The 21,464-nt window shown below is 50.1% G+C and carries 20 protein-coding genes; 12 read left to right on the forward strand and 8 right to left on the reverse strand.

All coding sequences use genetic code 11. The annotated features are described in order from the left end of the window. Positions 1 to 340 precede the first annotated feature (340 nt). A complete protein-coding gene (tyrS, locus tag ACY2RQ_RS05060; protein WP_490111869.1) occupies positions 341 to 1,645 on the reverse strand; it encodes a tyrosine--tRNA ligase in 1,305 nt (434 codons plus the stop codon). A 250-nt stretch (positions 1,646 to 1,895) separates the two neighbouring features. Here tyrS and ACY2RQ_RS05065 point away from each other — a divergent pair, with 250 nt between their 5' ends. Both ACY2RQ_RS05065 and ACY2RQ_RS05070 read left to right on the forward strand, forming a co-directional pair. Beyond that, the gene (locus tag ACY2RQ_RS05065) at positions 1,896 to 3,296 is read left to right on the forward strand and encodes an OapA family protein (protein ID WP_490111870.1); all 1,401 of its coding nucleotides are present in this window, start codon (positions 1,896 to 1,898) and stop codon (positions 3,294 to 3,296) included. Next, positions 3,283 to 4,413, forward strand: coding sequence for an anhydro-N-acetylmuramic acid kinase (locus ACY2RQ_RS05070; RefSeq protein ID WP_490111871.1), 1,131 nt, complete (start codon positions 3,283 to 3,285; stop codon positions 4,411 to 4,413). The genes ACY2RQ_RS05065 and ACY2RQ_RS05070 overlap by 14 nt, the downstream gene beginning before the upstream one ends. Before the next feature lie 124 nt (positions 4,414 to 4,537). On the opposite strand, the gene erpA is transcribed toward ACY2RQ_RS05070, so the two are convergent. The 4 genes from erpA to argC form a co-directional block, all read right to left on the reverse strand. Next, entirely contained in the window at positions 4,538 to 4,891 is a 354-nt protein-coding gene (gene erpA / locus ACY2RQ_RS05075; RefSeq protein WP_490112090.1) for an iron-sulfur cluster insertion protein ErpA, read from the reverse strand. Between the two features lie 119 nt (positions 4,892 to 5,010). After that, positions 5,011 to 5,457 (reverse strand): bactofilin family protein, encoded by a 447-nt coding sequence (locus ACY2RQ_RS05080; protein WP_490111872.1) that lies wholly within the window; start codon positions 5,455 to 5,457, stop codon positions 5,011 to 5,013. 1 nt (position 5,458) lies between these two features. Then, on the reverse strand, positions 5,459 to 6,247 hold the full coding sequence (locus tag ACY2RQ_RS05085) for a DUF6776 family protein (RefSeq protein ID WP_490111873.1): 789 nt from the start codon (positions 6,245 to 6,247) through the stop codon (positions 5,459 to 5,461). A gap of 46 nt (positions 6,248 to 6,293) precedes the next feature. Further along, positions 6,294 to 7,340 (reverse strand): N-acetyl-gamma-glutamyl-phosphate reductase, encoded by a 1,047-nt coding sequence (gene argC, locus ACY2RQ_RS05090; RefSeq protein WP_490111874.1) that lies wholly within the window; start codon positions 7,338 to 7,340, stop codon positions 6,294 to 6,296. Between the two features lie 284 nt (positions 7,341 to 7,624). On the opposite strand from argC, the gene ACY2RQ_RS05095 reads away from it, so the two are divergent. Further along, positions 7,625 to 9,376, forward strand: coding sequence for a chloride channel protein (locus ACY2RQ_RS05095; RefSeq protein WP_490111875.1), 1,752 nt, complete (start codon positions 7,625 to 7,627; stop codon positions 9,374 to 9,376). A 58-nt stretch (positions 9,377 to 9,434) separates the two neighbouring features. Next, positions 9,435 to 9,857, forward strand: a complete 423-nt coding sequence (hemJ, locus tag ACY2RQ_RS05100) for a protoporphyrinogen oxidase HemJ (protein WP_490111876.1) — start codon at positions 9,435 to 9,437, stop codon at positions 9,855 to 9,857. Positions 9,858 to 9,969: 112 nt separating this feature from the next. Here the strand turns inward: hemJ and ACY2RQ_RS05105 are convergent, their stop codons facing one another. Beyond that, the gene (locus ACY2RQ_RS05105; protein WP_490111877.1) at positions 9,970 to 10,689 is read right to left on the reverse strand and encodes an isochorismatase family protein; all 720 of its coding nucleotides are present in this window, start codon (positions 10,687 to 10,689) and stop codon (positions 9,970 to 9,972) included. Between the two features lie 362 nt (positions 10,690 to 11,051). Here ACY2RQ_RS05105 and ACY2RQ_RS05110 point away from each other — a divergent pair, with 362 nt between their 5' ends. Continuing rightward, entirely contained in the window at positions 11,052 to 11,399 is a 348-nt protein-coding gene (locus ACY2RQ_RS05110) for a histidine triad nucleotide-binding protein (RefSeq protein ID WP_490111878.1), read from the forward strand. 71 nt (positions 11,400 to 11,470) lie between these two features. Here the strand turns inward: ACY2RQ_RS05110 and ACY2RQ_RS05115 are convergent, their stop codons facing one another. Beyond that, on the reverse strand, positions 11,471 to 11,899 hold the full coding sequence (locus ACY2RQ_RS05115) for an OsmC family protein (protein WP_490111879.1): 429 nt from the start codon (positions 11,897 to 11,899) through the stop codon (positions 11,471 to 11,473). A 363-nt stretch (positions 11,900 to 12,262) separates the two neighbouring features. Between ACY2RQ_RS05115 and crp the strand changes: the two genes are divergently transcribed. The 5 genes from crp (at position 12,263) to ACY2RQ_RS05140 (ending at position 17,432) form a co-directional block, all read left to right on the forward strand. Further along, positions 12,263 to 12,913 carry a cAMP-activated global transcriptional regulator CRP gene (gene crp, locus ACY2RQ_RS05120; RefSeq protein WP_490111880.1) on the forward strand — a complete coding sequence of 217 codons (651 nt, stop codon included), beginning with the start codon at positions 12,263 to 12,265 and terminating at the stop codon, positions 12,911 to 12,913. 100 nt (positions 12,914 to 13,013) lie between these two features. After that, complete coding sequence (gene trmA, locus ACY2RQ_RS05125) at positions 13,014 to 14,099, forward strand: tRNA (uridine(54)-C5)-methyltransferase TrmA (RefSeq protein ID WP_490111881.1); 1,086 nt, start codon at positions 13,014 to 13,016, stop codon at positions 14,097 to 14,099. A 154-nt stretch (positions 14,100 to 14,253) separates the two neighbouring features. Continuing rightward, positions 14,254 to 15,480, forward strand: coding sequence for a hypothetical protein (locus ACY2RQ_RS05130; protein WP_490111882.1), 1,227 nt, complete (start codon positions 14,254 to 14,256; stop codon positions 15,478 to 15,480). Between the two features lie 92 nt (positions 15,481 to 15,572). Further along, on the forward strand, positions 15,573 to 16,241 hold the full coding sequence (locus tag ACY2RQ_RS05135) for a SanA/YdcF family protein (RefSeq protein ID WP_490111883.1): 669 nt from the start codon (positions 15,573 to 15,575) through the stop codon (positions 16,239 to 16,241). A gap of 21 nt (positions 16,242 to 16,262) precedes the next feature. Next, complete coding sequence (locus ACY2RQ_RS05140; RefSeq protein WP_490111884.1) at positions 16,263 to 17,432, forward strand: aromatic amino acid transport family protein; 1,170 nt, start codon at positions 16,263 to 16,265, stop codon at positions 17,430 to 17,432. Positions 17,433 to 17,622: 190 nt separating this feature from the next. On the opposite strand, the gene ACY2RQ_RS05145 is transcribed toward ACY2RQ_RS05140, so the two are convergent. Then, positions 17,623 to 18,324 (reverse strand): SET domain-containing protein-lysine N-methyltransferase, encoded by a 702-nt coding sequence (locus ACY2RQ_RS05145; protein ID WP_490111885.1) that lies wholly within the window; start codon positions 18,322 to 18,324, stop codon positions 17,623 to 17,625. Between the two features lie 146 nt (positions 18,325 to 18,470). On the opposite strand from ACY2RQ_RS05145, the gene ybiA reads away from it, so the two are divergent. Together ybiA and corA are read left to right on the forward strand one after the other, a co-directional pair. Next, entirely contained in the window at positions 18,471 to 20,312 is a 1,842-nt protein-coding gene (ybiA, locus tag ACY2RQ_RS05150; RefSeq protein WP_490111886.1) for a riboflavin biosynthesis intermediates N-glycosidase, read from the forward strand. Positions 20,313 to 20,481: 169 nt separating this feature from the next. Continuing rightward, positions 20,482 to 21,441 carry a magnesium/cobalt transporter CorA gene (gene corA, locus ACY2RQ_RS05155; protein ID WP_490111887.1) on the forward strand — a complete coding sequence of 320 codons (960 nt, stop codon included), beginning with the start codon at positions 20,482 to 20,484 and terminating at the stop codon, positions 21,439 to 21,441. Positions 21,442 to 21,464: the final 23 nt, after the last annotated feature.

Consider the following 21,464-nt stretch of genomic DNA (forward strand, 5'->3'; position numbering starts at 1 on the left):
TATCGCCCATCAACTCATTTCGTGATGAGGATTGCTGAATCTCTTAATAAGTGACTGCGAAGCAGTCGTTTCAGCGAGGCCGCCATTTTACCGTGGAAGCTGCCGGTGTCAACCAGTGTTTTTCACAGAACTCATAATTTAGAAAACAATTTAAAGTGCTCGCCTGAGCGTTACTTTAATTTGCCTCCCTGCAGTCGTGTGCCGGTTAACGAGGAGCGCATTCTACGAATTTATAAGCCGTTGTCAACAGCACTAAATAACATTCAGCATTCATGGCAGGAAAATAAAAACACCGGCTTTAGCCGGTGTTTTTGACTTAACCCTGAAAAGAAACAGGCTATCAGACAATCTCAAACAGCTGGTGTTTTTTCCTGCCCATCTTCACCAGGAAGAAACGACCAAACATGGCTTTCTCTTTCGCAAAAGACTCAGCCAGCTTCATATTGTCTTCCTTGGACTTGGCTTCGCCATTAATAAGCAGCCCCTTACGACCCAGTGCGTCTTTAATCTGCTTACCCTGGGCCAGTTCGCTTTCCGCCAGGAACTGGTTCAGGGATTTACCCTCCAGATCTCTGCTGTTAAAGCGGGTGCAGGGCAGGCCATCCATGCTCAGCTGTTCCAGCTCGCTTTCACTGAGGGCGTTAAGATCACCGGAGAACAGGGCTTCAGTAATACGCATAGCAGACGCAAGACCTTCTTCACCGTGAACCAGTTTTGTTGCTTCACGGGCCAGAACAGATTGCGCCTCAGGACGCCCCTGACGCTCAGCATCAGCCTTTTCAATAGCATCAATCTCTTCCACCGGCATGAAGGTGAAGAATTTCAGGAAGCGGTATACATCTGCATCAGCGGTGTTCAGCCAGAACTGATAGAAGGCATACTGGGATGTTTTCTTCGGATCCAGCCAAACCGCTCCACCTTCTGTTTTTCCAAACTTGGTGCCATCAGCTTTAGTAATCAGGGGAACAGTGAGACCAAAAGCCTGGACCTTGTTCTGGCGACGGGTCAGATCAATACCACCAACGATATTGCCCCACTGATCAGAACCGCCTACCTGTAGTGTGCAGTCATGACGACGATTCAGTTCGGAAAAGTCCATGCCCTGCAGCAGCGCATAGGAGAACTCGGTAAAGGAGATACCACTGCCTTCACGGTTAATACGCTGCTTAACCGACTCTTTATTCACCATGGCATTAATGGAGAAATGCTTGCCGATATCCCGCAGGAAATCGAGCACACTCATTTCGCCAGTCCAGTCCAGGTTATTGGCAACAATGGCAGAATTTTTTCCGCAATCGAAATCAATAAACTGACTGACCTGATCTTTGATTTTATCTACCCAGCCGGCAACAACATCAGGGGTATTCAGCTGACGTTCCGCCGCCTTAAAACTCGGATCACCAATCAGACCTGTCGCACCACCAACAAGAGCAATAGGCCTGTGACCGGCCTGCTGAAAACGCTTCAGCACCAGCAGAGGAACCAGATGCCCAAGGTGCAGACTGTCCGCAGTCGGATCAAAACCACAATAAAGAGTGCGGGAACCCTCAGAAATATGTGAAACCAGCTCCTCTTCTGCAGTTACCTGATTGATCAGGCCACGCTGCTGCAGATCTTCCAATAACGGTTTTTGACCGCCCGACATAGTTTAACTACCTGTATTGTCCTGGCAGGCTATATTATTTTCCGGTAAGCCAGGTGATGAAATCCTAAAAACGCAAACATACCCTATGGCGGAAAAAAGACAACCTCCTGACATCATCGCTATTCACCTGCAGCCTCATTTTGCTGCTACACAATCTTCTGGCAATTCCCCGGTGTTTCGGGGATAAATAAAGCTTTATACTGTACTCTTATTTACTGGGGCTTGCTTAGATAGCCATGTTATTTCGAGCATGAAAATATTGAAAAACGCACTCTGGCTTGCAGCCAAAAATTTCCCCCGGCGTCATATTCTGGCCATTGCCTGCATGACTTCCGGCATTGGCCTTTTCCTGGCGTTTACGCCAGGAAAAGATATTCAGGTCGAACGTACCGAAATCCCCCTGTCCCTGAAGACTGTCAATACCACCCCGGCATCCCCCGTAACACCCCATATTGTTGAGACGAAAGCCCAGCAAACACAGGCAGAACCAGAAACCAATCGCGAAAAGCATGTGGAAGAGGTACCTGAAGCTGTTATTACCTGGCAGAAAACCACTGTGCGCCCAGGCGATACTCTGTCGGATATTTTCTCCAGACAATCCTTAAGCGCCGGCACGCTTCAGCGCATTCTGCGTACCAGTGACCATGGAAAAGTACTTGCAAGCATTCGCCCCGGTCAGACTATTCGCTTTGGCCTGATAAATGGTGCACTTCACTCCCTGCACTATATTCGCAACAAACTGGAGAGTATCGAGTACACCAAATCTGATAAGGGTTTCACCTCCAGGGAAGTTATCAGAGAACCGGAGATCCGTCGCACATATGCCAATGCAACCATAAAGAACTCTCTGTTTCTTGCTGCAAGTGCTGCCGGACTGCCAGACAATATGACCATGAAGCTGGCCGGCATCTTTGGCTGGGATATCGATTTTGTGATGGATATTCGGGAAGGCGACAGCTTTAACCTGATTTATGAAGAGAAATTTCTGGATGGCGAAAGAATCGGCTACGGAAAAATTCTTGCTGCCACCTTCACCAACAGGGACAAAGTATATAAAGCTGTGTACTACACAGATTCCAAAGGTTACAGCGATTACTACACTCCCGACGGCAAAAGTATGCGCAAATCATTTATCCGCACTCCGGTAGACTTCACTCGCATAAGCTCAAAATTTAATCCGAATCGCCTGCATCCTATTTTTAAGACCAAACGCCCCCATCGTGCTGTTGATTACGCGGCCCCTACAGGGACACCAATAAAGGCAGCTGGTGATGGTATTGTGAAAACAGCTGGCCGACAAAAAGGCTATGGTAACGTTGTATTTATCAAGCACCCAAATAACGTTGTAACTGTTTACGCCCACCAGAACCGAATCGCCAGAGGACTCAAACGGGGCCAGCGGGTAAAACAGGGGCAGATTATTGGTTATGTTGGCCAGACCGGCTGGGCAACGGGACCGCACCTGCATTATGAGTTCCGTGTGAATGGCGTCCACCGCAACCCTCTGACAGTAAAACTGCCAGACGCAAAGCCACTGCCCCTGAAGGAAATGGCCAAATTCCAACAGGTTTCCAGAGTTATGCTCGCAGAACTGGACAATTACTCCGGAAGGTTACTGGCTTCTACCGAGAGCGGAAATGTCGTCCACTAAGTCTGCTCCGGAAGTTGAGCTTTATATTGGCCTGATGTCAGGCACCAGCATGGACGCAATGGACGCCGTGTTAGTGGATCTGGCTCCGGACTTTCCGGTTCTGGTAGAGCAGATATCCACACCCCTGCCTTCCGGCCTGCGCAGCCAGTTATCCACCCTCTGTCAACCCAGTGATAATGAGCTGGAAGTCATGTGCCAGGCCGACCAGGCTGTGGCCATTCTTTCTGCAGAAACAGTAAATAAACTGCTGCAGAACGCTGATATTGATGCCTGCCAGATTCGTGCTATTGGCAGTCATGGCCAAACTATCCGACATCTGCCCTCCATTGGTAACACTGTGCAGATTGGTAACCCCAGCTTGATTGCCGAACAGACCGGCATTACCACCATCGCAGATTTCCGCCGCAGGGATATGGCTGCCGGCGGAGAAGGCGCGCCACTGGTTCCAGCATTCCATGAAGCTATTTTCCGTCACCCCACCCGCACAAGAGTAGTGGCCAATATTGGCGGTATGGCAAATATCACCATCCTGCCAGCGAAAACCAGCGATACCGTTACTGGTTTTGATACTGGTCCGGGCAATGTTCTGCTGGATGACTGGTGTTACCGCCACAGCGGCAGACGCTATGATAAAGGCGGACGCTGGGCCTCATCAGGAAATATCTCCCAGGAACTGCTCGAACTGCTGCTGGCGGACAGTTTCTTTTCCCGCCCCCCCCCGAAAAGCACCGGTAGAGAAGATTTCCATCACTCCTGGCTTTGGAGCAATTTGTCCTATCTTGGACAGCAACTCTCAGGGCAGGATGTTCAGGCGACACTTGTGGAGCTAACAGCCCGCACACTGAGCGACGCTATTCAGACTTACACGACAGACTGTCAGGATGTGTTTGTCTGTGGCGGCGGAGCCCGGAACACCCACCTGATGAACAGGCTGCAGGACAATCTTTCCGGCATTAATCTTCAAACCACCGAGGACATTGGCCTGGAACCCCAGTGGGTTGAAGCCACCGCTTTCGCCTGGCTTGCCCGGCAAACCCTACACGGTCTGACCGGCAACCTTCCCGCTGCCACCAACGCTTCAGGCGAACGTATTCTGGGAGGAATTTACCCAGCATAAATTCCTTTCAAATACGACTTCCCTTCTGAAAACAGAAACAATAAGAAGAATCAGCAACATTTAAGAGAAACATATCAAAAGAGGTTGTGGTCACCAGATCAGTGACCACAGACAAATCAAAACATCAAACAGTAAAGCTCATTCCGCATCCGCAGGTAGTCGCAGCATTTGGGTTATTTACTGTAAAGCGGGAACCTTCAAGACCTTCGGTATAATCAATCATGGAACCAATAAGGTATTGAAAACTCATTGAATCAATAACCATCTTGACGCCCATCTTCTCAACAACAGTGTCGTCTTCCGCCAGATCATCATCAAAAGTGAAACCATACTGAAAGCCGGAACAGCCTCCACCGGTAACATAAACACGAAGCATCAGCTTTTCATTACCTTCTTCCTCCACCAAAGATTTCACTTTGACAGCGGCGCTCTCACTGAAAATAACCGGCTCCGGAACAAAGGTTTCGGCGGCAGACATTCGACCTCCAAGCATACAGCATATCGGGGCATTATCCCCAATTCCGAGTAATACAGTCAACTATAGTAAAGGGTCTGCCTGTCAAAGGAACCCCTTCGACAGACAGTGTGACCAACAACTCAGTCAGCCAGAACCGCTTCAACCGGCTGTTCTTTCCAGGAGCCAGCCTCGGAAGCAATCAGCATGGGCTCTTCTTCCATAGCATCAACCCGTTCCAGGCTTCCATTCACCTGGGCACCCATCACCATTTCAATCAATTTGTAATACACGTTACCACTGATATTGGCATTGCTGGCCAGCTCAAGTTTGTCCGAAGCGTGGACATTCCCTTTGACTGTGCCATTAATCACTATATGAGGTGCGCGAATATCACCTTCAATAGTACCACTTTCAATTAAACGTAAAGTTCCTTCATAGGCCTGCACATCTCCATGAAGGCAGCCTTCCACATGCATAACACCACGAAAACGGACATTGCCGTGAATCTCAGTTCCTTCGGCAATCAGTGTTGTTCCCTCACGCCCTGAGACTTTCATGGCTTCGCCCTGAGCCTTTTTCCCAAACATATCAGTTAGACTCCTCAATTAACCATTCAAACGATTTGCTATTCAACTTCTTAGTCGGACTTGTCAGCTGAATGGATATTTCAGCGCTGTCCGGGTTAAACCCTTCGGGCAACACCAGAACACCCCAGGCACCATCGCCGGGGAAGCTCTGAAAATAACGAAAGCCCAGGCTTTCTCCGCCCTTGGAAAACTGACTGGAAAGCTGGGACAACTCATAAGAGCTTTTTTTATCTCCGGTATGCCCTTCAAGGCGAACCTTCAGGGTCCCCCGCTGAAACTGATGCTGTCGGGCATTCTGGACAATAACCATACGCCATTGAAAGCGACGGGGGGCAGATGTGGGCACCAGTTCAAAATTTTGTACTGTCACCCCTAGGTCGGCTCTGTCCGGGTCCATGATTCCCCGGTAAAAACTGAGGTCCCGGTTGAGGGCACTTTTCTCCTCCCTCAGGCGCACCAATTCAAGACGGACCTCTTCAGCCGCCTCTTTGCTGATCCAGGCACTACGCTCGAGAATAGCAACCCGACGTCGAAGGGTATCCAGCTCTTCTGTCTGTTCCCCGTAATCGGTCTTGGTTATGGAAAGCTCAGCCCGCAGGATGCCAAGCTCCCGGGAGGCGATACTGACGCCAAGATAGAAACCTGCCGCAGTCATCCCCCCCAGCAACAACAGGAAGATAAAAGACATTCTGGCACGCTGAGCCGGATCATCGGCCACAACAACCATGCGCTTTTCCCGTCCGCCCGCCCCATCGTGGCGAGATGTCCAGAAACGGGGAAAATCCTTCAATGAAACCTCCTAAGCCAACAGGCCGACGAACAACACAATATCGGACTCAGGGTAACAGGCCGACAATTTCCAGCCCTTCCTTCTCGGGAAGTCCAAACATCACATTCATATTCTGAACAGCCTGTCCGGAAGCCCCTTTCACCAGGTTATCAATCACCGACAGAACTACCACGGTATCTCCACCTTCCGGGCGATAAAGCGCGATACGGCACTGGTTGGCTCCCCGCACGCTCCGGGTTTCCGGCAGGCTGCCCAAAGGCATAACATCCACAAACGGCTCATCCCTGTAGGTTTTCTCATACAGAGTCTGCAGTTCTTCCAGACGGGTACCGGGCCTATCCAGCAGGCGAGCATACAAGGTGGCATGAATTCCGCGAATCATCGGTAAAAGATGGGGAACAAAGGTCAGGTTCTCCACGCCACCACCACTCATAACCGACAGGCCCTGGGCAATTTCCGGCAAATGCCTGTGCCCAGCCACGCCATAGGCATGGAAAGAGTCACCCGCTTCACACAGCAAAGTGCCAATACTGGCCTGGCGCCCGGCACCACTGACTCCGGATTTACAATCGGCCACCAACCCTTCATGGGAAATCAACCCTGCATCCAGCAACGGCTTGTATCCCAGCTGTACAGCCGTTGGATAACATCCGGGATTGGCCACCAGGCGAGCCTTGGCTACGGCTTCGCGATTCACTTCCGGCAAGCCGTAAACCGCTTCCGCCACCAGCTCAGGGCAGGCGTGAATCATGTCGTACCATTTCTCCCAGGTGACAACATCTTTAATACGAAAATCTGCCGCCAGATCAATCACCCGCACGCCACGCTCCAGCAGCTCGGGCACCTGCTTCATGGCAACGCCGTTGGGGGTGGCAAAAAAGACTACATCGCAGGCCGCCAGGGTTTCGGTATCCGGCTCGGTGAAACACTGGTCAATATGCCCACGCAGATTAGGATAGAGATCATCAACCCGTCGACCGGCTTCAGCCCGGGATGTTACCGCTGCCAACTGCACAGACGGATGCCGTGCCAGCAGCCTCAGCAATTCAACACCTGTATACCCGGTACCACCAACTACGCCTGCCTTGATCACATTCCTCACCCGTTATTGCTGTTAAATTTGTCCGGTCATTATAAAATGATCTCCAACAAATCAATACCCTGACAATACGACTGGGCAATTCTGCAGGAACAATAGATTATATCCAGGTATTCCCGACCCATCTGGCGCATAGCAACACCAAGGCGCAAGAGTTTACCCGTAGCTGCCATTTTGTGGGAGAAACAATTGTCCCAGTAAATTATGTGTTCAGCTTATCACCGGATCATTCTGAGATTTCTTACTCAACAGGCTGTTGAGTCAGGGGATAGCGACCTGTGAACATCAAACATTCATCACCGAACATGGACAGGTTCCGCCATAAACTGGCAGATATTGATGCCCTGCCACAACTTTCATTACTGGGGTTAATATCCGGTGTAATCACAGCCATAGTGATTATGCTGTTCCGGGAAACAATTACCTTTTTATCGTTCCTTTTTATGGTGGGCGCACCGGAAGGCGCTTACCAGCAGCTGCCCTGGGAATGGCGAACCCTGCTTCCTGTCGCTGGCTCCTGTCTCCTTGTCATTCCCCTGTTTTTTATAAGCAAGAAATATGTCCGGGTGGGTATTGTCCATGTCATTGAACGTCTGGACTGGCACCAGGGTCGTCTTCACGCTGGCAACCTGCTTCATCAGTTTTTCGCTGGCGCTATCGCTATTGCCAGCGGGCACTCTATTGGACGGGAAGGGCCTGCTGTTCACCTGGGGGCTGCTGCAGGCAGTCTGCTTGGACAATCCATGAAACTGCCCAATAACAGCCTGAGAATTCTGGTGGCCTGCGGTACCAGCGCAGCTATTTCAGCCGCCTTTAATACTCCCGTCGCAGGCGTTATATTCGCCCTGGAAGTGCTGTTAATCGAGTACACCTTCGCAGGGTTTCTGCCTGTTATGCTGGCATCTGTCAGTGCCGCCAGCATCACTCAGTGGATGTATGGAGTCGACCCGGCTTTTCTGGTGCCGGTTATTGATATTGACCTGCTCAGGGAACTGCCCATGGTGATATTGATTGGGATAACCATGGGAATATTGGGCATTCTGTTCTGTAAGCTGATCGTATTGACCAACCAGTGCACGGTGAATATCTCCCCGACAGTAAAACTGTTTCTTGCCGCAGTCATAACCGGCCTGCTGGCCACAGCTGCTCCTTCAATTATGGGGGTAGGTTATGGCACGGTAACTTCATTAATGATCGACAGCCATGCTCCGCTGTTTCTAGCCACCATCCTTGTTTGTAAGTTGCTGGCCAGTTCAGCCAGTATCGGCCTTGGGGTTCCAGGCGGCCTGATCGGCCCCACCCTGTTTTTGGGAGCCAGTGGCGGGATTCTCAGCGTTACCCTAATCAGCTTTATTCCCGGTCTGGATACCAGCAGCAATGGTTTTCATGCCATGATAGGTATGAGTGCCATGCTAGGCGCTGTGCTGCAAGCCCCACTTACGGCGCTGGTAACCGTTGTAGAAATGACCCGCAATCCAAGCCTGCTGTTTCCTGCCATGCTGGCTATTGTTGTTGCCTCTCTCATCGCCCGCCTGCTATTAAGGCAACCCGGCATCTTTGAACAGGTACTCAGCCTGTGGGGATTTAACCGGATTAATAATCCTGTCCACAAAGCCTTTGCCCGGATTGGTCTCACCAGCCTGATGAACAGAAGTTACGCCCGGATTGAACGGCTTATGCCTGCTCAAGAGCTTATAAAACTGCTGGAGTCAGAACCTGACTGGATAATGATTTCAGACGATGAAAAAAACAAAGCCCTGATGCCTGCAAAAAACCTGACCCTTTACCTCCACAATGAAGACAGTGATATTGATTTGTCCGGTAATTCTATTATCGACCTTCTTGAAATTCCGTCTTTGCGTTATGGAACCTGTGCTATCAGTCAACAGTCGTCAGTCTTTGATGCCTGGGAGCTTATGGGTGCAAAGCAGGTAGACAGTCTTTATATCTACAGCCAGAATCGCCAGGGAGTCCAAAGCATCGTCGGCGTTATCACCCGGGAAGACCTGGAACGTTATTCTCAGGTATAATCCTGGAAAATACCGATAGCAGCGGCTAACAAGAACTGCGGCATGAATGGGGTGTGTTATGTATCTGTGGATTAAAGCGTTCCATATTATCAGTGTCGTATGCTGGTTTGCGGCTATTTTTTACCTGCCTCGCCTGTTTGTTTACCATGCCGACACAACCGATTCTGCCGGCAACGAACGCTTCAAGATTATGGAGCGCAAACTCTACCGCGGAATCATGACCCCCGCCATGATCATGACTCTGGCCTTTGGTATATGGCTTGTATATCTGGTGCCATCCTATATGCAACAGGGCTGGATGCATGCAAAGCTGGCTCTTGTCATCCTGCTGATTGCCTATCACCATATCTGCGGGAGGTATGTAAAAACCTTTGCCGCAGATGCCAACACCCGTAGCCATACTTTTTATCGGGTATTCAACGAAATTCCTGTACTGTTGTTGATCGCTATTGTTCTGCTGGTTGTTGTTAAGCCTTTTTAAGAAGGCCAAAAATATAAGAATGATAAGGGAAGTCTGCGCGCGTAATCACATCATTGCTGGCGACCCTTCCGCTCGCCGCCAGCCTGAACGCGAAGAGGGCGTGTCAACACCGTTATTGATCACTGCATATGCCCCCGGAAGACTCTGGAATAATAAGAACATCAGGATACTCTTTCCTGAACATCTCCCAGCTCAACTCTACACTGCGCATATGTTCTTCCGGCGTCACCCCACATTTTGCCATGTAGATGGTGTTGTAGTATTTTATATTCAAATCCCGATCCACAAAGACCTGAAAGCCAGCTTGTTTTGCCCCCCAGGCTGTATTAACAACACAGTCTGCGTCAAAACACCCCATGGGCATAACAGTCGTGGCCCCCATGTTACGAAGAGCATCCCCCAGCTTCCCGGAGATAGCGACATCCAGGCTTTCCTTATCGAGCCGACTGTAGGTATAAAAGGCATTACTGACATTTTTCACAAAAAGTCTGTATTGTCTCTCTTTCGCGAAGGTCAGGGCTGTCACAAGATCGGGTAACGTCCGGCCTTGTCCCTCATAGTTCACATCAACAAAAACAACATCCTTTGTGTGGGCAAAGTAGTACAGCAGTTCAGCCTGATCCTGAAGAGTTCGGGTAATCTCCTGAAAATCATAAGTTCTTACGTATTCTTTCTGCATATCTATTACCAGAATGGCGACTTTCTCCCCTCTACCCAGAAGCTGCCGGATATGGGCGATAGTCTCATCCAGGCCCGCTTCTCCCTTTGGGATAAACGATATCAACAGCAGCCAGAAGCTGTAGCGGAACAGATTATTCCTTCCTGTCCGCATATGGCACCCCCAGCAACAAACCATCTCGTTTATCCCTTCACCAACTGACAGCATCGACTGACAGCAACGAGACAGAACTGTTTTTTCACCTTTCATGACACACTGACAACCACTGCATCTGATTGCTGATTGCGACAACCTTTTGAGGAGATTAGGTTTCATTTGCTAGAATAACAAACCCTGCAACCTGAAATACCTGACGCGCTATAACGATAAGAAAAAGCTGGATATCACTCTTTTCCCTACATACGCAAATGTATGCGGGCGCTTCGGAAGAAACAGAAGCGGTAAAGTATTAATCTGTTCTGCGCCGTCAGTAACCAGAAGATTATCCGTTGAATACAAAAAGCAAGGAGCACTCCATGAGTTCAGACTGTCTGTTTTGTAAAATTATCAGTGACGACATGCCTGCCACTAAAGTCTATGAAGACGACAAGGTGCTGGCTTTTCGGGATATTTATCCCGCTGCCCCTAATCATATGCTGGTGATTCCCAAAGAACATATCACCACACTGAATGATGCCCGACAGGAACATGCCGGGCTGCTTGGGCATATGATACTGACAGCCAGCAAACTGGCGAAAGAGGAAGGCTTTGCGGAAGACGGCTACCGTGTTGTGATGAACTGCAACAAGCAGGGCGGACAGACTGTTTACCATATTCATCTGCATCTGCTCGGAGAACGGGCCATGGGCTGGCCTCCAGGTTAATCTCCGGAAAAGAAAAAGGGAAAAGCTTGAAGTTTTTCCCTTTTCTATCATGATTTTTATAAAATCTCTTTTTACTGACCATCCAGCTCTTTAATTTCAAAGTCGTGGGAAATGTCCACGCCAGCTTTGCCCAGCATAATAGAAGCTGAACAATATTTATCCGCAGACAGTTCAACCGCCCTGCGCACCAGATTCTCTTTCAGGTTATGGCCAGTTATAACAAAGTGCAGATGAATTTTGGTAAATACCGCCGGAACCGCATCGGCCCGCTCACTGTCCAGCCGCACTTCGCAGTCAATCACCTGCTGGCGGGATTTTTTCAGGGTGTTCACGACATCAACGGAAGAACAGCCACCAACAGACATCAAAATCATTTCCATGGGGCTGGGGGCTGACTCTGTACCTCCATGCCTGGCAGAGGTATCCATCATGATGCTATGTCCGCTGCCGGAACGTCCGGCGAAACGCATTCCGTCAATCCACTTAACCTGAGCTTTCATACACTCTCTCTGATTATCTCTCTGACAATTTATATGTATAAGCAACGTATTAATATTATATAAACAGCACCGACGCAGAACAGTGTAAAACCGGGGCCGGGGGGAGTGTCGTCACCATACAGCAATTCCCCATGAGCATCTTCTACATTTTTAATTGTTCGCTCCTGAGCAAAACTCGTTTATGATGCAAGTTAGAAGATTTGCCTCTGATGAGACCTGCCTCTCATTTAAAGTACAGGTCAAGCCGCATAACTCGACACTATTTGCTTGCAGAATCGATAAAGTGTGTAGCCAGATCAAGATAATAACAATGCCGGGGTTTGTCCTTTACCGCAGAACTCCCGACAATAACGGAAGTTACAAATGGTAGTACGAACCCGTCATATCCCTCTGGAAAAGAAAGGGCGTATTGAGCACTTTCTGAAGCATTGCCATATACATCATTACCGTTCCCGCACAAACATTATCAGTGCAGGGGATAAATCCGACACGCTGTACTATGTCGTGGATGGCTCCGTCACTGTTTTTATTGAAGGCGACGAAGGTCGTGAGATCATTATTACCTACCTGAATCGTGGGGATTTTTTTGGTGAACTAGGCCTGTTCCTCAACTCCGACAACAGCGAACGTTCCGCCTGGGTCCGTGCACGTAACCACTGTGAAATCGCGGAAATCAGTTACGAGCGGGCCAGGGAACTGGCGCGGGAAATGCCCGATATTCTGTTCGATATCAGCAAACAGCTGGCCCAACGCCTGAAAATCACCACCCGCAAGGTCAGTGATCTGGCATTTTTAGATGTAACTGGCCGGGTTGCCAGAACCTTGCTGGATCTGTGCAAACAACCTGATGCCATGACCCATCCGGACGGTATGCAGATTCGCATCACCCGCCAGGAGATAGGCCGTATTGTGGGATGCTCCCGGGAAATGGTTGGCCGGGTTCTGAAAAACCTTGAAGATGAAGGCATAGTTTCGGTGAAAGGCAAAACCATGGTTGTCTTTGATGCCCGCTGATTTCCCCAAAAAACCATTGTAACCGGCGGGTTTGTGAAACCGGTCGGTTAATCGTATTATCCGTCGCCTTTTCCAGATGCTGAACAGGTGACAAAACCGGATGTCCACTGGCATTACCTCCCCCGACCGCTACCAGGCATTGCTGCAGGCCAAAGTTGAGCGCCTGCAGCAGCTGTTAGGTGAATTCCAGCCTCCGAAGCCGGACATTTTCAGCTCTGCCCCGGAAAACTTCCGTATGCGTGCCGAGTTCCGGGTATGGCATGAGGGCGAACACACCCACTACGTGATGTTTGACCAGAAAACACGGCAGCGTGTTTCCATTACCGAATTTCCCATTGGTTCCACGCGTATTAATGAACTGATGGAACCTCTGATGGATGCCCTGTGTACACAGGAAACCCTCAGAAAAAAGCTATTTCAGGTGGAATTTCTCACCACCCAGACCGGCGATGCAGTTGTTTCCCTGATCTACCACAAGAAACTGGATGATGAATGGATTGCCGCCGCGCGGCCTCTGCGGGAACAGTTTGGCATTGAGATTATCGGCCGGGCCCGCAAACAGAAAATTGTTCTGGACCGGGACTGGGTCACCGAAGAGCTCAACGTCAACGGACGACTCTTCCGTTACAATCAGGTAGAGAACAGTTTCATCCAGCCAAATGCCGGTATTAATGAAAAGATGCTGGGCTGGGCAGAAGAGGCCACCAACGACAGCACCGGCGATCTCGTCGAACTCTACTGCGGAAACGGTAACTTTACCTGTATTCTGGCCCGCAATTTTAACCAGGTTCTGGCCACGGAAATTTCCAAATCATCAGTGAATTCCGCCAGCAAAAATTTCGAAATGAACGCCGTGGATAACGTCATCATTGCCCGTATGTCCAGCGAAGAGTTTACCCAGGCCCTTAACCGGGAACGGCCTTTCCGCCGCCTCAGCCATGTGGATCTGGACAGTTACAATTTCACTACCATCTTTGTCGATCCTCCCCGGGCCGGTCTCGACCCTGATACCGAAGCCCTGGTTCAGCGTTTTGACCATATTGTCTATGTGTCCTGTAACCCAAACACTCTAAAAGACAATCTCTCCAACCTGACCAAAACCCACACTATCGAAAAGCTGGCTCTATTCGATCAGTTCCCCTATACCGATCATATCGAGAGTGGAGTGCTACTGAGTCGCCGGTAACTCTTAACTCAGTCCGGCCATACAGTTGCCCGGCCATACAGTTGATAGAAGCCTGCCGGATTTAACGTCAACGCCCGACTTTTTCGCAATAGGTTGGCGTTAAGTCCGACAGGCTCCTAGACTGGGGCAAAAACACTAATAAGTATCTTTCACCATGTCCCAGTCCATGCCCCCGTCAGAGCTGCCACTTCATTATCTGGTGATTGCCGGTCTTTTCCTGTTTCTGGCAGGTTGCGCAGCCAGCAAGCATACGGCGCGCCCAGCCAAGCCCCCAAAGCCTGTTGATGTATTAATGCTGGCCTACGATAACGGCGATGGCCGGGCCTTCCGTACCCTGCGTCCAGAGCTGGATAAAAGGGATATTCGCTGGCATATCATTGCCTTTGGCCCTGCCACTGCGCTGTTTCCCGATGGAGACAATATTACCCGGCTCAATGACCAGGTTTCTCCTGAACGGGCGAGCCAATGGCTCACTGATCGCAATGCTGAGCTGCCACCGGAAATCATTTCAACCCTTACGAAACAGTTTGCGCCCACTATTGTTCTGACGGGCATGGCCCACGCAGCGCAGGCCCGGCTGACTAATGACTGGTGGCAGCAGGGAGCCTGGACTGTGGCCTTCTACGACAATATGGAGCCGCCTGCGGGCCAGCAGTGGGTCGCTTCCTGGCTGGCCCAGACACCTCCACTTGAACAGCTTCTGGTTCCATCACAGTACCTTGCCAACAGTTTTTCCCAGGCCATTGTCCGCTCAGGAAGTCCGGTAACCGTTCGCCACCCGGCTCTGCAGGAGTGGCGGGAAACCTTTACCCGGGAAGAACCTGAAACCCTGAGGCAACCCCTGGAACTTGATACCCGACCCATAGCCCTGATTGCCGGTGGCTATGGCAATGATTATGAAAATAATCTCTCCCTGATGGCCTTCGCCATAGAGCTGCGTCCGGACCTTCAGTGGTTGATAACACCCCATCCCCGCACCAATGCAGCCGTTGAGAATAATCTTGCCCGGAAGGTTGGAGAGAACAATCTCAAAGTTATTACCGATATTCCCACCGTACGTCTGGCCAGTCTGGCAAAGCTGGTAATAACCCACCGCTCAACCGTTGGCTGGATGGCTGCACAAATGGGAGTCCCGGTTATTTTTGTGCGCCAGGAAGAGAGCACCAACACTCTGGACCAAGGCAATATCCGCGTGGTGAACAGTGAAACCTCTCTGTTGAATGCCATTCACCGGCAGCTGGACGCTCCGCTATTCACTGGCACAACCAAACACTCAGCGGAGAAGTATCCCTCTATTGTTGATGTTCTGGAGAAAAAACTCCGGGAAGTTCCTGCGACAAGCCTGAAAGTTGAGTCCGTCAGCGGTGACCTTTCCCCTTAAAGCCGTGGAATTTTGCAGCTTTACTCTGGCTGGTCTCCAACGTTACGCTAAGGCGAATTCACGTTTTTATCCTGAGGTATCCGGAAGCGCCCATGCCAAAGTGGTTCACCCGCAAAGCATTCCTGTTATTTATGGTGTTATTTACCACCGGCGTGGTTCTTGTTATCTCCCTTTGCAATATTTCTGTCCGGCGTTCTGCCGCACCTTTTCTGTACAGTAATTTTCAGCAGCTTCCGGTCAATGATGTAGGCGTAGTGCTGGGTACCAGCCGCTACACCTCCGATGGCAAACCAAATGGTCACTACTATCGCCGTCTTGAAGCTGTCGCCCTGCTGGTGAAAAAGCAGCGTATCCGTTACGTACTGGTAAGCGGGGACAACGGCACTCGCTGGTACGATGAGCCCACCCGCATGAAGCAGGATCTGATTCGCCTGGGCGTACCTGCCAATATTATTTATCGGGACTATGCCGGGTTCCGCACTCTGGACTCCATTATGCGGGCACGGGATGTTTTTAACCTGGAATCTTTTACGATTATCTCCCAGCAATTCCAGAACGAACGTGCTCTCTATATTGCCCGGGCCAATAACATCAACGCTATTGCATTTAATGCCCGGGGAGTTTTGATTTCCTCAGACTACAACAACCGCATTCGGGAAATACTTGCCCGAGTGCTGGCTGTACTGGAAATCCATCTTCTTGATACCGGCCCTGCCGTTCTTGGCCCGGCGGTTAACATAGGAACTACTCCTCCTACCTGAATATTTCCTATTCTGTAGGATATGTTCAGTTCCTCTCCCGTTGTGGGTGCCACTCTGATTGTTGCCGGCACAAGCATTGGTGCCGGCATGCTTGCCCTGCCCATGATCTCCTATGGGCTGGGGTTTCCTGCCATGGCCGGCTTAATGCTGATTGTCTGGGGGCTGATGGTGGTCGCGGCTCTGGTGACCATGGAAGTCAATCTGGCGGTCAAACCGGGCTGCAGTCTGTTTGTAATGGCAAAGGAAACCCTTAAGGGAAGAGGCCGGATACTCTCCGTCGGTTCCATGCTGTTTCTCTATTACGCCCTGTTGTCCGCCTATATTGCTGGCGGAGGAAGCCAACTGTCGACTTATCTTCAAACAGCGGAAAACTCTCCGCTACCTTCTTCCTTCTGGGGCCTGATTCTATTTACCGTAATCTTTGGCTTTATCTCTTCGGCCGGGGTCAGGAGTGTTGATATCTGCAACCGGCTGTTGTTCCTGCTGATGCTGTGTACCTTTGCCCTGTCACTTGGCCTTCTGGCCCCAACCGCTGATATGGAGAAACTGCAGGTTGTCCCGGATACTCCCCTGCGGGGACTACTGATACTTCCGGTGATATTCACCTCGTTTGGCTTCCATGGCAGCATTCCAAGCCTGATCGCCTATGCCGGCTCCAATCGTAAAACATTGAAAAGGGTGTTTATCTGGGGAAGTTTTCTGCCCCTGCTGGTTTACCTTCTTTGGCTGGCTACAACCCTTGGGCAGCTGGATAATCAAACCTTGGCAAACCTCTCCGGAAAGGGAAACGTAAGCGCTCTGGTCAATGCACTCTCAAACCAAAGCAGCCAACAGCTCTCCTTAAGCCTTCATATATTTACCAACCTGGCTCTGGTCACTTCATTTCTGGGGGTCGCCCTGGGATTGTTTGATTTTATTCACTCAGCAATAAATTCTCGCTCCCGAATAAAAACAGCCCTGATTGTTTATATTCCTCCCCTGACTATTGCCCTCTTCCTTCCCGGCGCTTTTGTTATTGCCTTGAGCTATGCGGCACTGGGACTTGCGGTATTGGCAATTCTTTTACCAGCGATGATGGCAGGCAAACTGAAACAACAATCTGTGATAAGCCATTGGCCAGGAGGTATTCTCTTCTGGCCAATGGTTATTTTCGGATTGATGATCTGTGTACTCAGCCTGAGAGGTGCTTAGCCCGGATATTTCATAAATTGCCCCGAAGATCGCGCCGGGCCTTGTTGCTCTAAGGTGTTTGGCGAAGAAGCACCGTACCGGGGTGTACGGTCGACTGAGTCAAATCTCCTTAGAGCGGCAGGGAACAAGCGAGATCGGGAGCATGTTTATGAAATATCCGGGTTAGCCCCTGTTGAGGTTTTAGGCAGCGCTATTTCTTCTTGCGCTTCTTCTTTCTGCGATGCCCTTGCCGTTTCTGGGGAATCTGCAGCGCCTGTTCAGTTAACCGTACCCATCCTTTGTCGTTTACGGAAACAAACCGCTCAAGATCGGTTTCAATATGGTCCGGATGCACTTCAAAGTCTTTGTCACGGCCTGGGTGATAATCCCAGTACAGCTCTTCGCCCGGTTCAATATCCCTCAACGACATAGCCACAACATGCTGATCTTCAGTTACAAACATTTCCATATTGGGTTCATCATGGCTGTTGGCATAACGCATAAGGTTTGAACCGGTCGCGCCATCAATACCTGTTTCCAGTGACGGATACTCCCCCCGCCAGGGCTGGTTATCTTCCTCTTCATCCACCAGCCAGAGAATGTAGGTGTCCTGGTTCAGGAACTGGGGCAAGCCCTGTTCATTGCGCTGCCACATAACATAGCGGCCCGTTGCCGGTACCAGCAGACGGAATGATTTAACGCCAGTGTACTCGCCAACGACCCGCCCGGCAGGAATAAAGTCTTTGGTAAATAAACCGGTACCGGCACCCGGAACCTGACTCTGACCGTCCTGCAAATGGAACTCGTAATTTGCCAGCCGTGCCTTCAATTCCGCAATTTCACCTTGAAGGCTGGCCAGCCGCTCTTCCAGAGATATGGCTGCCTGGCTGGCATTAAGATCAGTATCATTCATGGAGGTTATGCATCCCTTCATATTCTGGTCTGTGTCCACCACCTACTCCCTGTGGTTGTTAGTTCAGCTTATCAGCTTGTTAGGTGATTAAAAGGCCCGGCTTGTTATGTTTCTGGAAATTATGGTTAGTATCTAACGGACTGGATATGAGTAGTGTAAACATAATCAACGGACAACCCCTGCACACCCTGGTTGAAGACATCAAAAGATCTCCTCAAAACTATCAAGTTATGCGCGATATGGATGACCGTGAACACCTCCACCACCGTTCCGGCTATGTAATCTGGCAATGCCGAAGCACCGGTGTTATTCGCACTTGCAGTATGGCCAAATTCTATTGCCAGTGTAACCGGGGCATATTTGATGACCAATTAATGATAAAAACCCTGCATGAACGCAACGTGTTAGGTCGTGTTCTGCCCGGTAGTCAACGTACAGCCTGTGGGCTGAAGCATAATGCCCGGCCAGTTGTGTCCGGTTCCCTTTCAAGTAGAACGTCTGCCCCCGCGGAGGCTCTACCCACTTCATCTTCCAGTGCACATTCCACTTCTACATCAGATTCGGCATCAGATTCGGTATCAGAACATGTTTCATCGTCTAACAAAGAAAGAGAATCACCTTCTGTAAACCCGCTCCCTATCCATCGGAGACAAGTCCGACGCACGCGTAGTCACAGGGCCGGAAGGCAACAGACTTCCGAGCATGGTCTCAGCCCTCACTGGATAAGATTTTATAAAGATCCGACATACTGCATTCCCGGCCATACCTGGAACCTGGCGGCAATCCATTCCATGGGAGAATCCGCACTGGAAAATATCCATAACCATATTCAGTTATTGTTTCCTATTCGGACAGTCAGCGACCACAACCCTAATGCCCCCCTGTTAACCAATGATATAATCGCGGCGGTTCACGGGGATGATGAAATCAAGAGAAAAATTATTCAGTCGATGGATCTGATGCTGAATCATTGGGGCATTATTCGTGAAGGTATCAGCCTTAAACTGGACATGAAGAATTACCGCCGGTTCTACCGCTGGCTACCCCCTCCAGGCATGAGTGATACAGACCATAACCGGCTGCGGATCAGCCGTATGCTGAATTTCCTCCATGAAGTTGGCTTTGGCCCCTTCGCCAAACACCTGCACGATTTTATTCAGCACAAACGCACACTAAATAAACTGCCACAAAACAGTTACTGGTCCCGGGCCATAGGCCAGGTTCAAACCCAGAAACAACCACCGGAAGAGCATAGACCGGCACCAGCCAGAATACCCGTTGCAGAAAGAGCAGCTGCACCTGAAGCCACTAAACAGAAGCGATGGACCCGACAAGGGCACCCCCTCAATTTCTATACCATTCAAGCTCAGAACCTAAGGGGAGAGGTGCAGAATGTAGAAGTCAGCCCAGACAACTACGGTCGTGTACGCAATATGCGATCAGCCGACCGGGAAAGCAGAACAGCAGAAGGCGGTACACAATCCGTGACTTTCTTTGACAGAAATTTTGACGAGGATACTTATTTCCTTTCAAACACCTATATTCATTCTGTCGGCAATATTGAACAGCCTATTCGAATCAATGGATTCCACTACAAAAGCGTTGAGCACTATTTCCAGTGCCAGAAATTTATGCTGGCTCCAGCGCAAGGCAGCGATCCAAAGCAACGACAAAAGGTCATAAATCTTATCTACAATGCTCCCAGTGGAGGAGCCGCTGCCACTATCGGCAAAAACCAATACTACGGAAACCTTGTGAACTGGCAGCACTGGGATCGCATCAAGTATGACGTGATGTACGACGGCATATACGCTAAATTCAGCCAGCATCAGGTACTGAGAAACCAGTTATTACAGACCAAACAGAAGCTTCTGGTGGAAGTCTCCGGCTGCAAAACATGGGCTCATGGCGACCATAGAAACTCCGGAGCAAACAATACCGGGCAGATACTCGCAGCCATTCGGGAAAGACTGCAACGGGGAACATAAAACTGAAATTTCCCACATGTAAAATCGGGATAATACTTCTGATATAAACCTGTGGTAAACATACAGACTGTAGAAAATAACAATAACGATTGGAAACGGTTTTTACCCAGTCGTATGTTAGAATCGGCCACTACCCTCTTTTCACCTTACTTCGGGGGCTGCCTCTTAGATGATTACGGCTTACCAGATCCAGGACAATAGCATCATTATCAACCAGCTGGGTCTGAATGACAGTCTACCTGGCGAAACAGTCTGGCTGGATGTGGTGGAACCGTCGGATGACGAGAGGGACTGGCTGGACAGGTATTATGTTGAAGAGGTTCCGGACAGCGAAGACCTGAACGAGATTGAGGCCACCTCTCGTTTTTACCAGGATAAAGACGGCCTGCATATCACCAGTTTTTTCCCTCACCGTTCCGGTAAGGAAGTGCGTAACACCAGCGTATCTTTCAACCTTCGCCCCCACCTGCTGGTGACTCTGCGGGATGAAGAAGTCGGCCTGTTTCGCCTGGTGCGTAACTACCTTAAGCGCCAGCAGTTTGAACTGGATTCCCCCATGGTGGTGTTAACCGCCCTGTTTACCGCGAAAGTGGATTACCTCGCCGACCTTCTGGAAGAGGTTTATGAAAGCCTGGATGCCGTGAGTGAAACCACCCTGCGGGAAGATACCAACGACGAAACCCGCGACCAGGCCCTGAAAGATATTGCCATGCAGGAAGACCTGAACGGAAAAATCCGCCTTAGCCTGCTGGACAGCCAGCGCTCCCTGCGTTATCTGGTTCGTAACCGCCGTATTCGCCTGGCGGATATTCACCAGCAGGAGATTATGGAGATGTTGCGGGATATCGACTCGTTGCTGCCCCATACTGCCTTTCTGTTCGACAAAATCAACTTCCTCCAGGAAGCGGTGATGGGTTTTATCAACCTGGAACAGAACAAAATCATCAAGATTTTTTCGGTAATGGCCACTGTCTTTATGCCGCCAACACTGATTGCCAGCAGTTACGGAATGAACTTTTCAGATATGCCGGAACTGGGATGGGAGTTTGGTTACCCAATGGCCCTGGCATTTATGGTGGTCAGCGGATTAAGCACTTACTGGGTGTTTAAACTGAAAGGCTGGCTGTAGTTCTGCCCCAAGCTCTGTTAAAT

It is taken from the genome of Parendozoicomonas sp. 209JJ7-1, assembly GCF_058147085.1.

Bases quoted from the DNA above. Each gene is read 5' to 3' on its own strand.
- tyrS (WP_490111869.1), bottom strand. From the start codon at position 1,645: ATGTCGGGCGGTCAAAAACCGTTATTGGAAGATCTGCAGCAGCGTGGC.
- ACY2RQ_RS05065 (WP_490111870.1), top strand. From the start codon at position 1,896: ATGAAAATATTGAAAAACGCACTCTGGCTTGCAGCCAAAAATTTCCCC.
- ACY2RQ_RS05070 (WP_490111871.1), top strand. From the start codon at position 3,283: ATGTCGTCCACTAAGTCTGCTCCGGAAGTTGAGCTTTATATTGGCCTG.
- erpA (WP_490112090.1), bottom strand. From the start codon at position 4,891: ATGTCTGCCGCCGAAACCTTTGTTCCGGAGCCGGTTATTTTCAGTGAG.
- ACY2RQ_RS05080 (WP_490111872.1), bottom strand. From the start codon at position 5,457: ATGTTTGGGAAAAAGGCTCAGGGCGAAGCCATGAAAGTCTCAGGGCGT.
- hemJ (WP_490111876.1), top strand. From the start codon at position 9,435: ATGTATCTGTGGATTAAAGCGTTCCATATTATCAGTGTCGTATGCTGG.
- ACY2RQ_RS05105 (WP_490111877.1), bottom strand. From the start codon at position 10,689: ATGCGGACAGGAAGGAATAATCTGTTCCGCTACAGCTTCTGGCTGCTG.
- ACY2RQ_RS05110 (WP_490111878.1), top strand. From the start codon at position 11,052: ATGAGTTCAGACTGTCTGTTTTGTAAAATTATCAGTGACGACATGCCT.
- ACY2RQ_RS05115 (WP_490111879.1), bottom strand. From the start codon at position 11,899: ATGAAAGCTCAGGTTAAGTGGATTGACGGAATGCGTTTCGCCGGACGT.
- crp (WP_490111880.1), top strand. From the start codon at position 12,263: ATGGTAGTACGAACCCGTCATATCCCTCTGGAAAAGAAAGGGCGTATT.
- trmA (WP_490111881.1), top strand. From the start codon at position 13,014: ATGTCCACTGGCATTACCTCCCCCGACCGCTACCAGGCATTGCTGCAG.
- ACY2RQ_RS05130 (WP_490111882.1), top strand. From the start codon at position 14,254: ATGTCCCAGTCCATGCCCCCGTCAGAGCTGCCACTTCATTATCTGGTG.
- ACY2RQ_RS05135 (WP_490111883.1), top strand. From the start codon at position 15,573: ATGCCAAAGTGGTTCACCCGCAAAGCATTCCTGTTATTTATGGTGTTA.
- ACY2RQ_RS05140 (WP_490111884.1), top strand. From the start codon at position 16,263: ATGTTCAGTTCCTCTCCCGTTGTGGGTGCCACTCTGATTGTTGCCGGC.
- ACY2RQ_RS05145 (WP_490111885.1), bottom strand. From the start codon at position 18,324: ATGAATGATACTGATCTTAATGCCAGCCAGGCAGCCATATCTCTGGAA.
- ybiA (WP_490111886.1), top strand. From the start codon at position 18,471: ATGAGTAGTGTAAACATAATCAACGGACAACCCCTGCACACCCTGGTT.
- corA (WP_490111887.1), top strand. From the start codon at position 20,482: ATGATTACGGCTTACCAGATCCAGGACAATAGCATCATTATCAACCAG.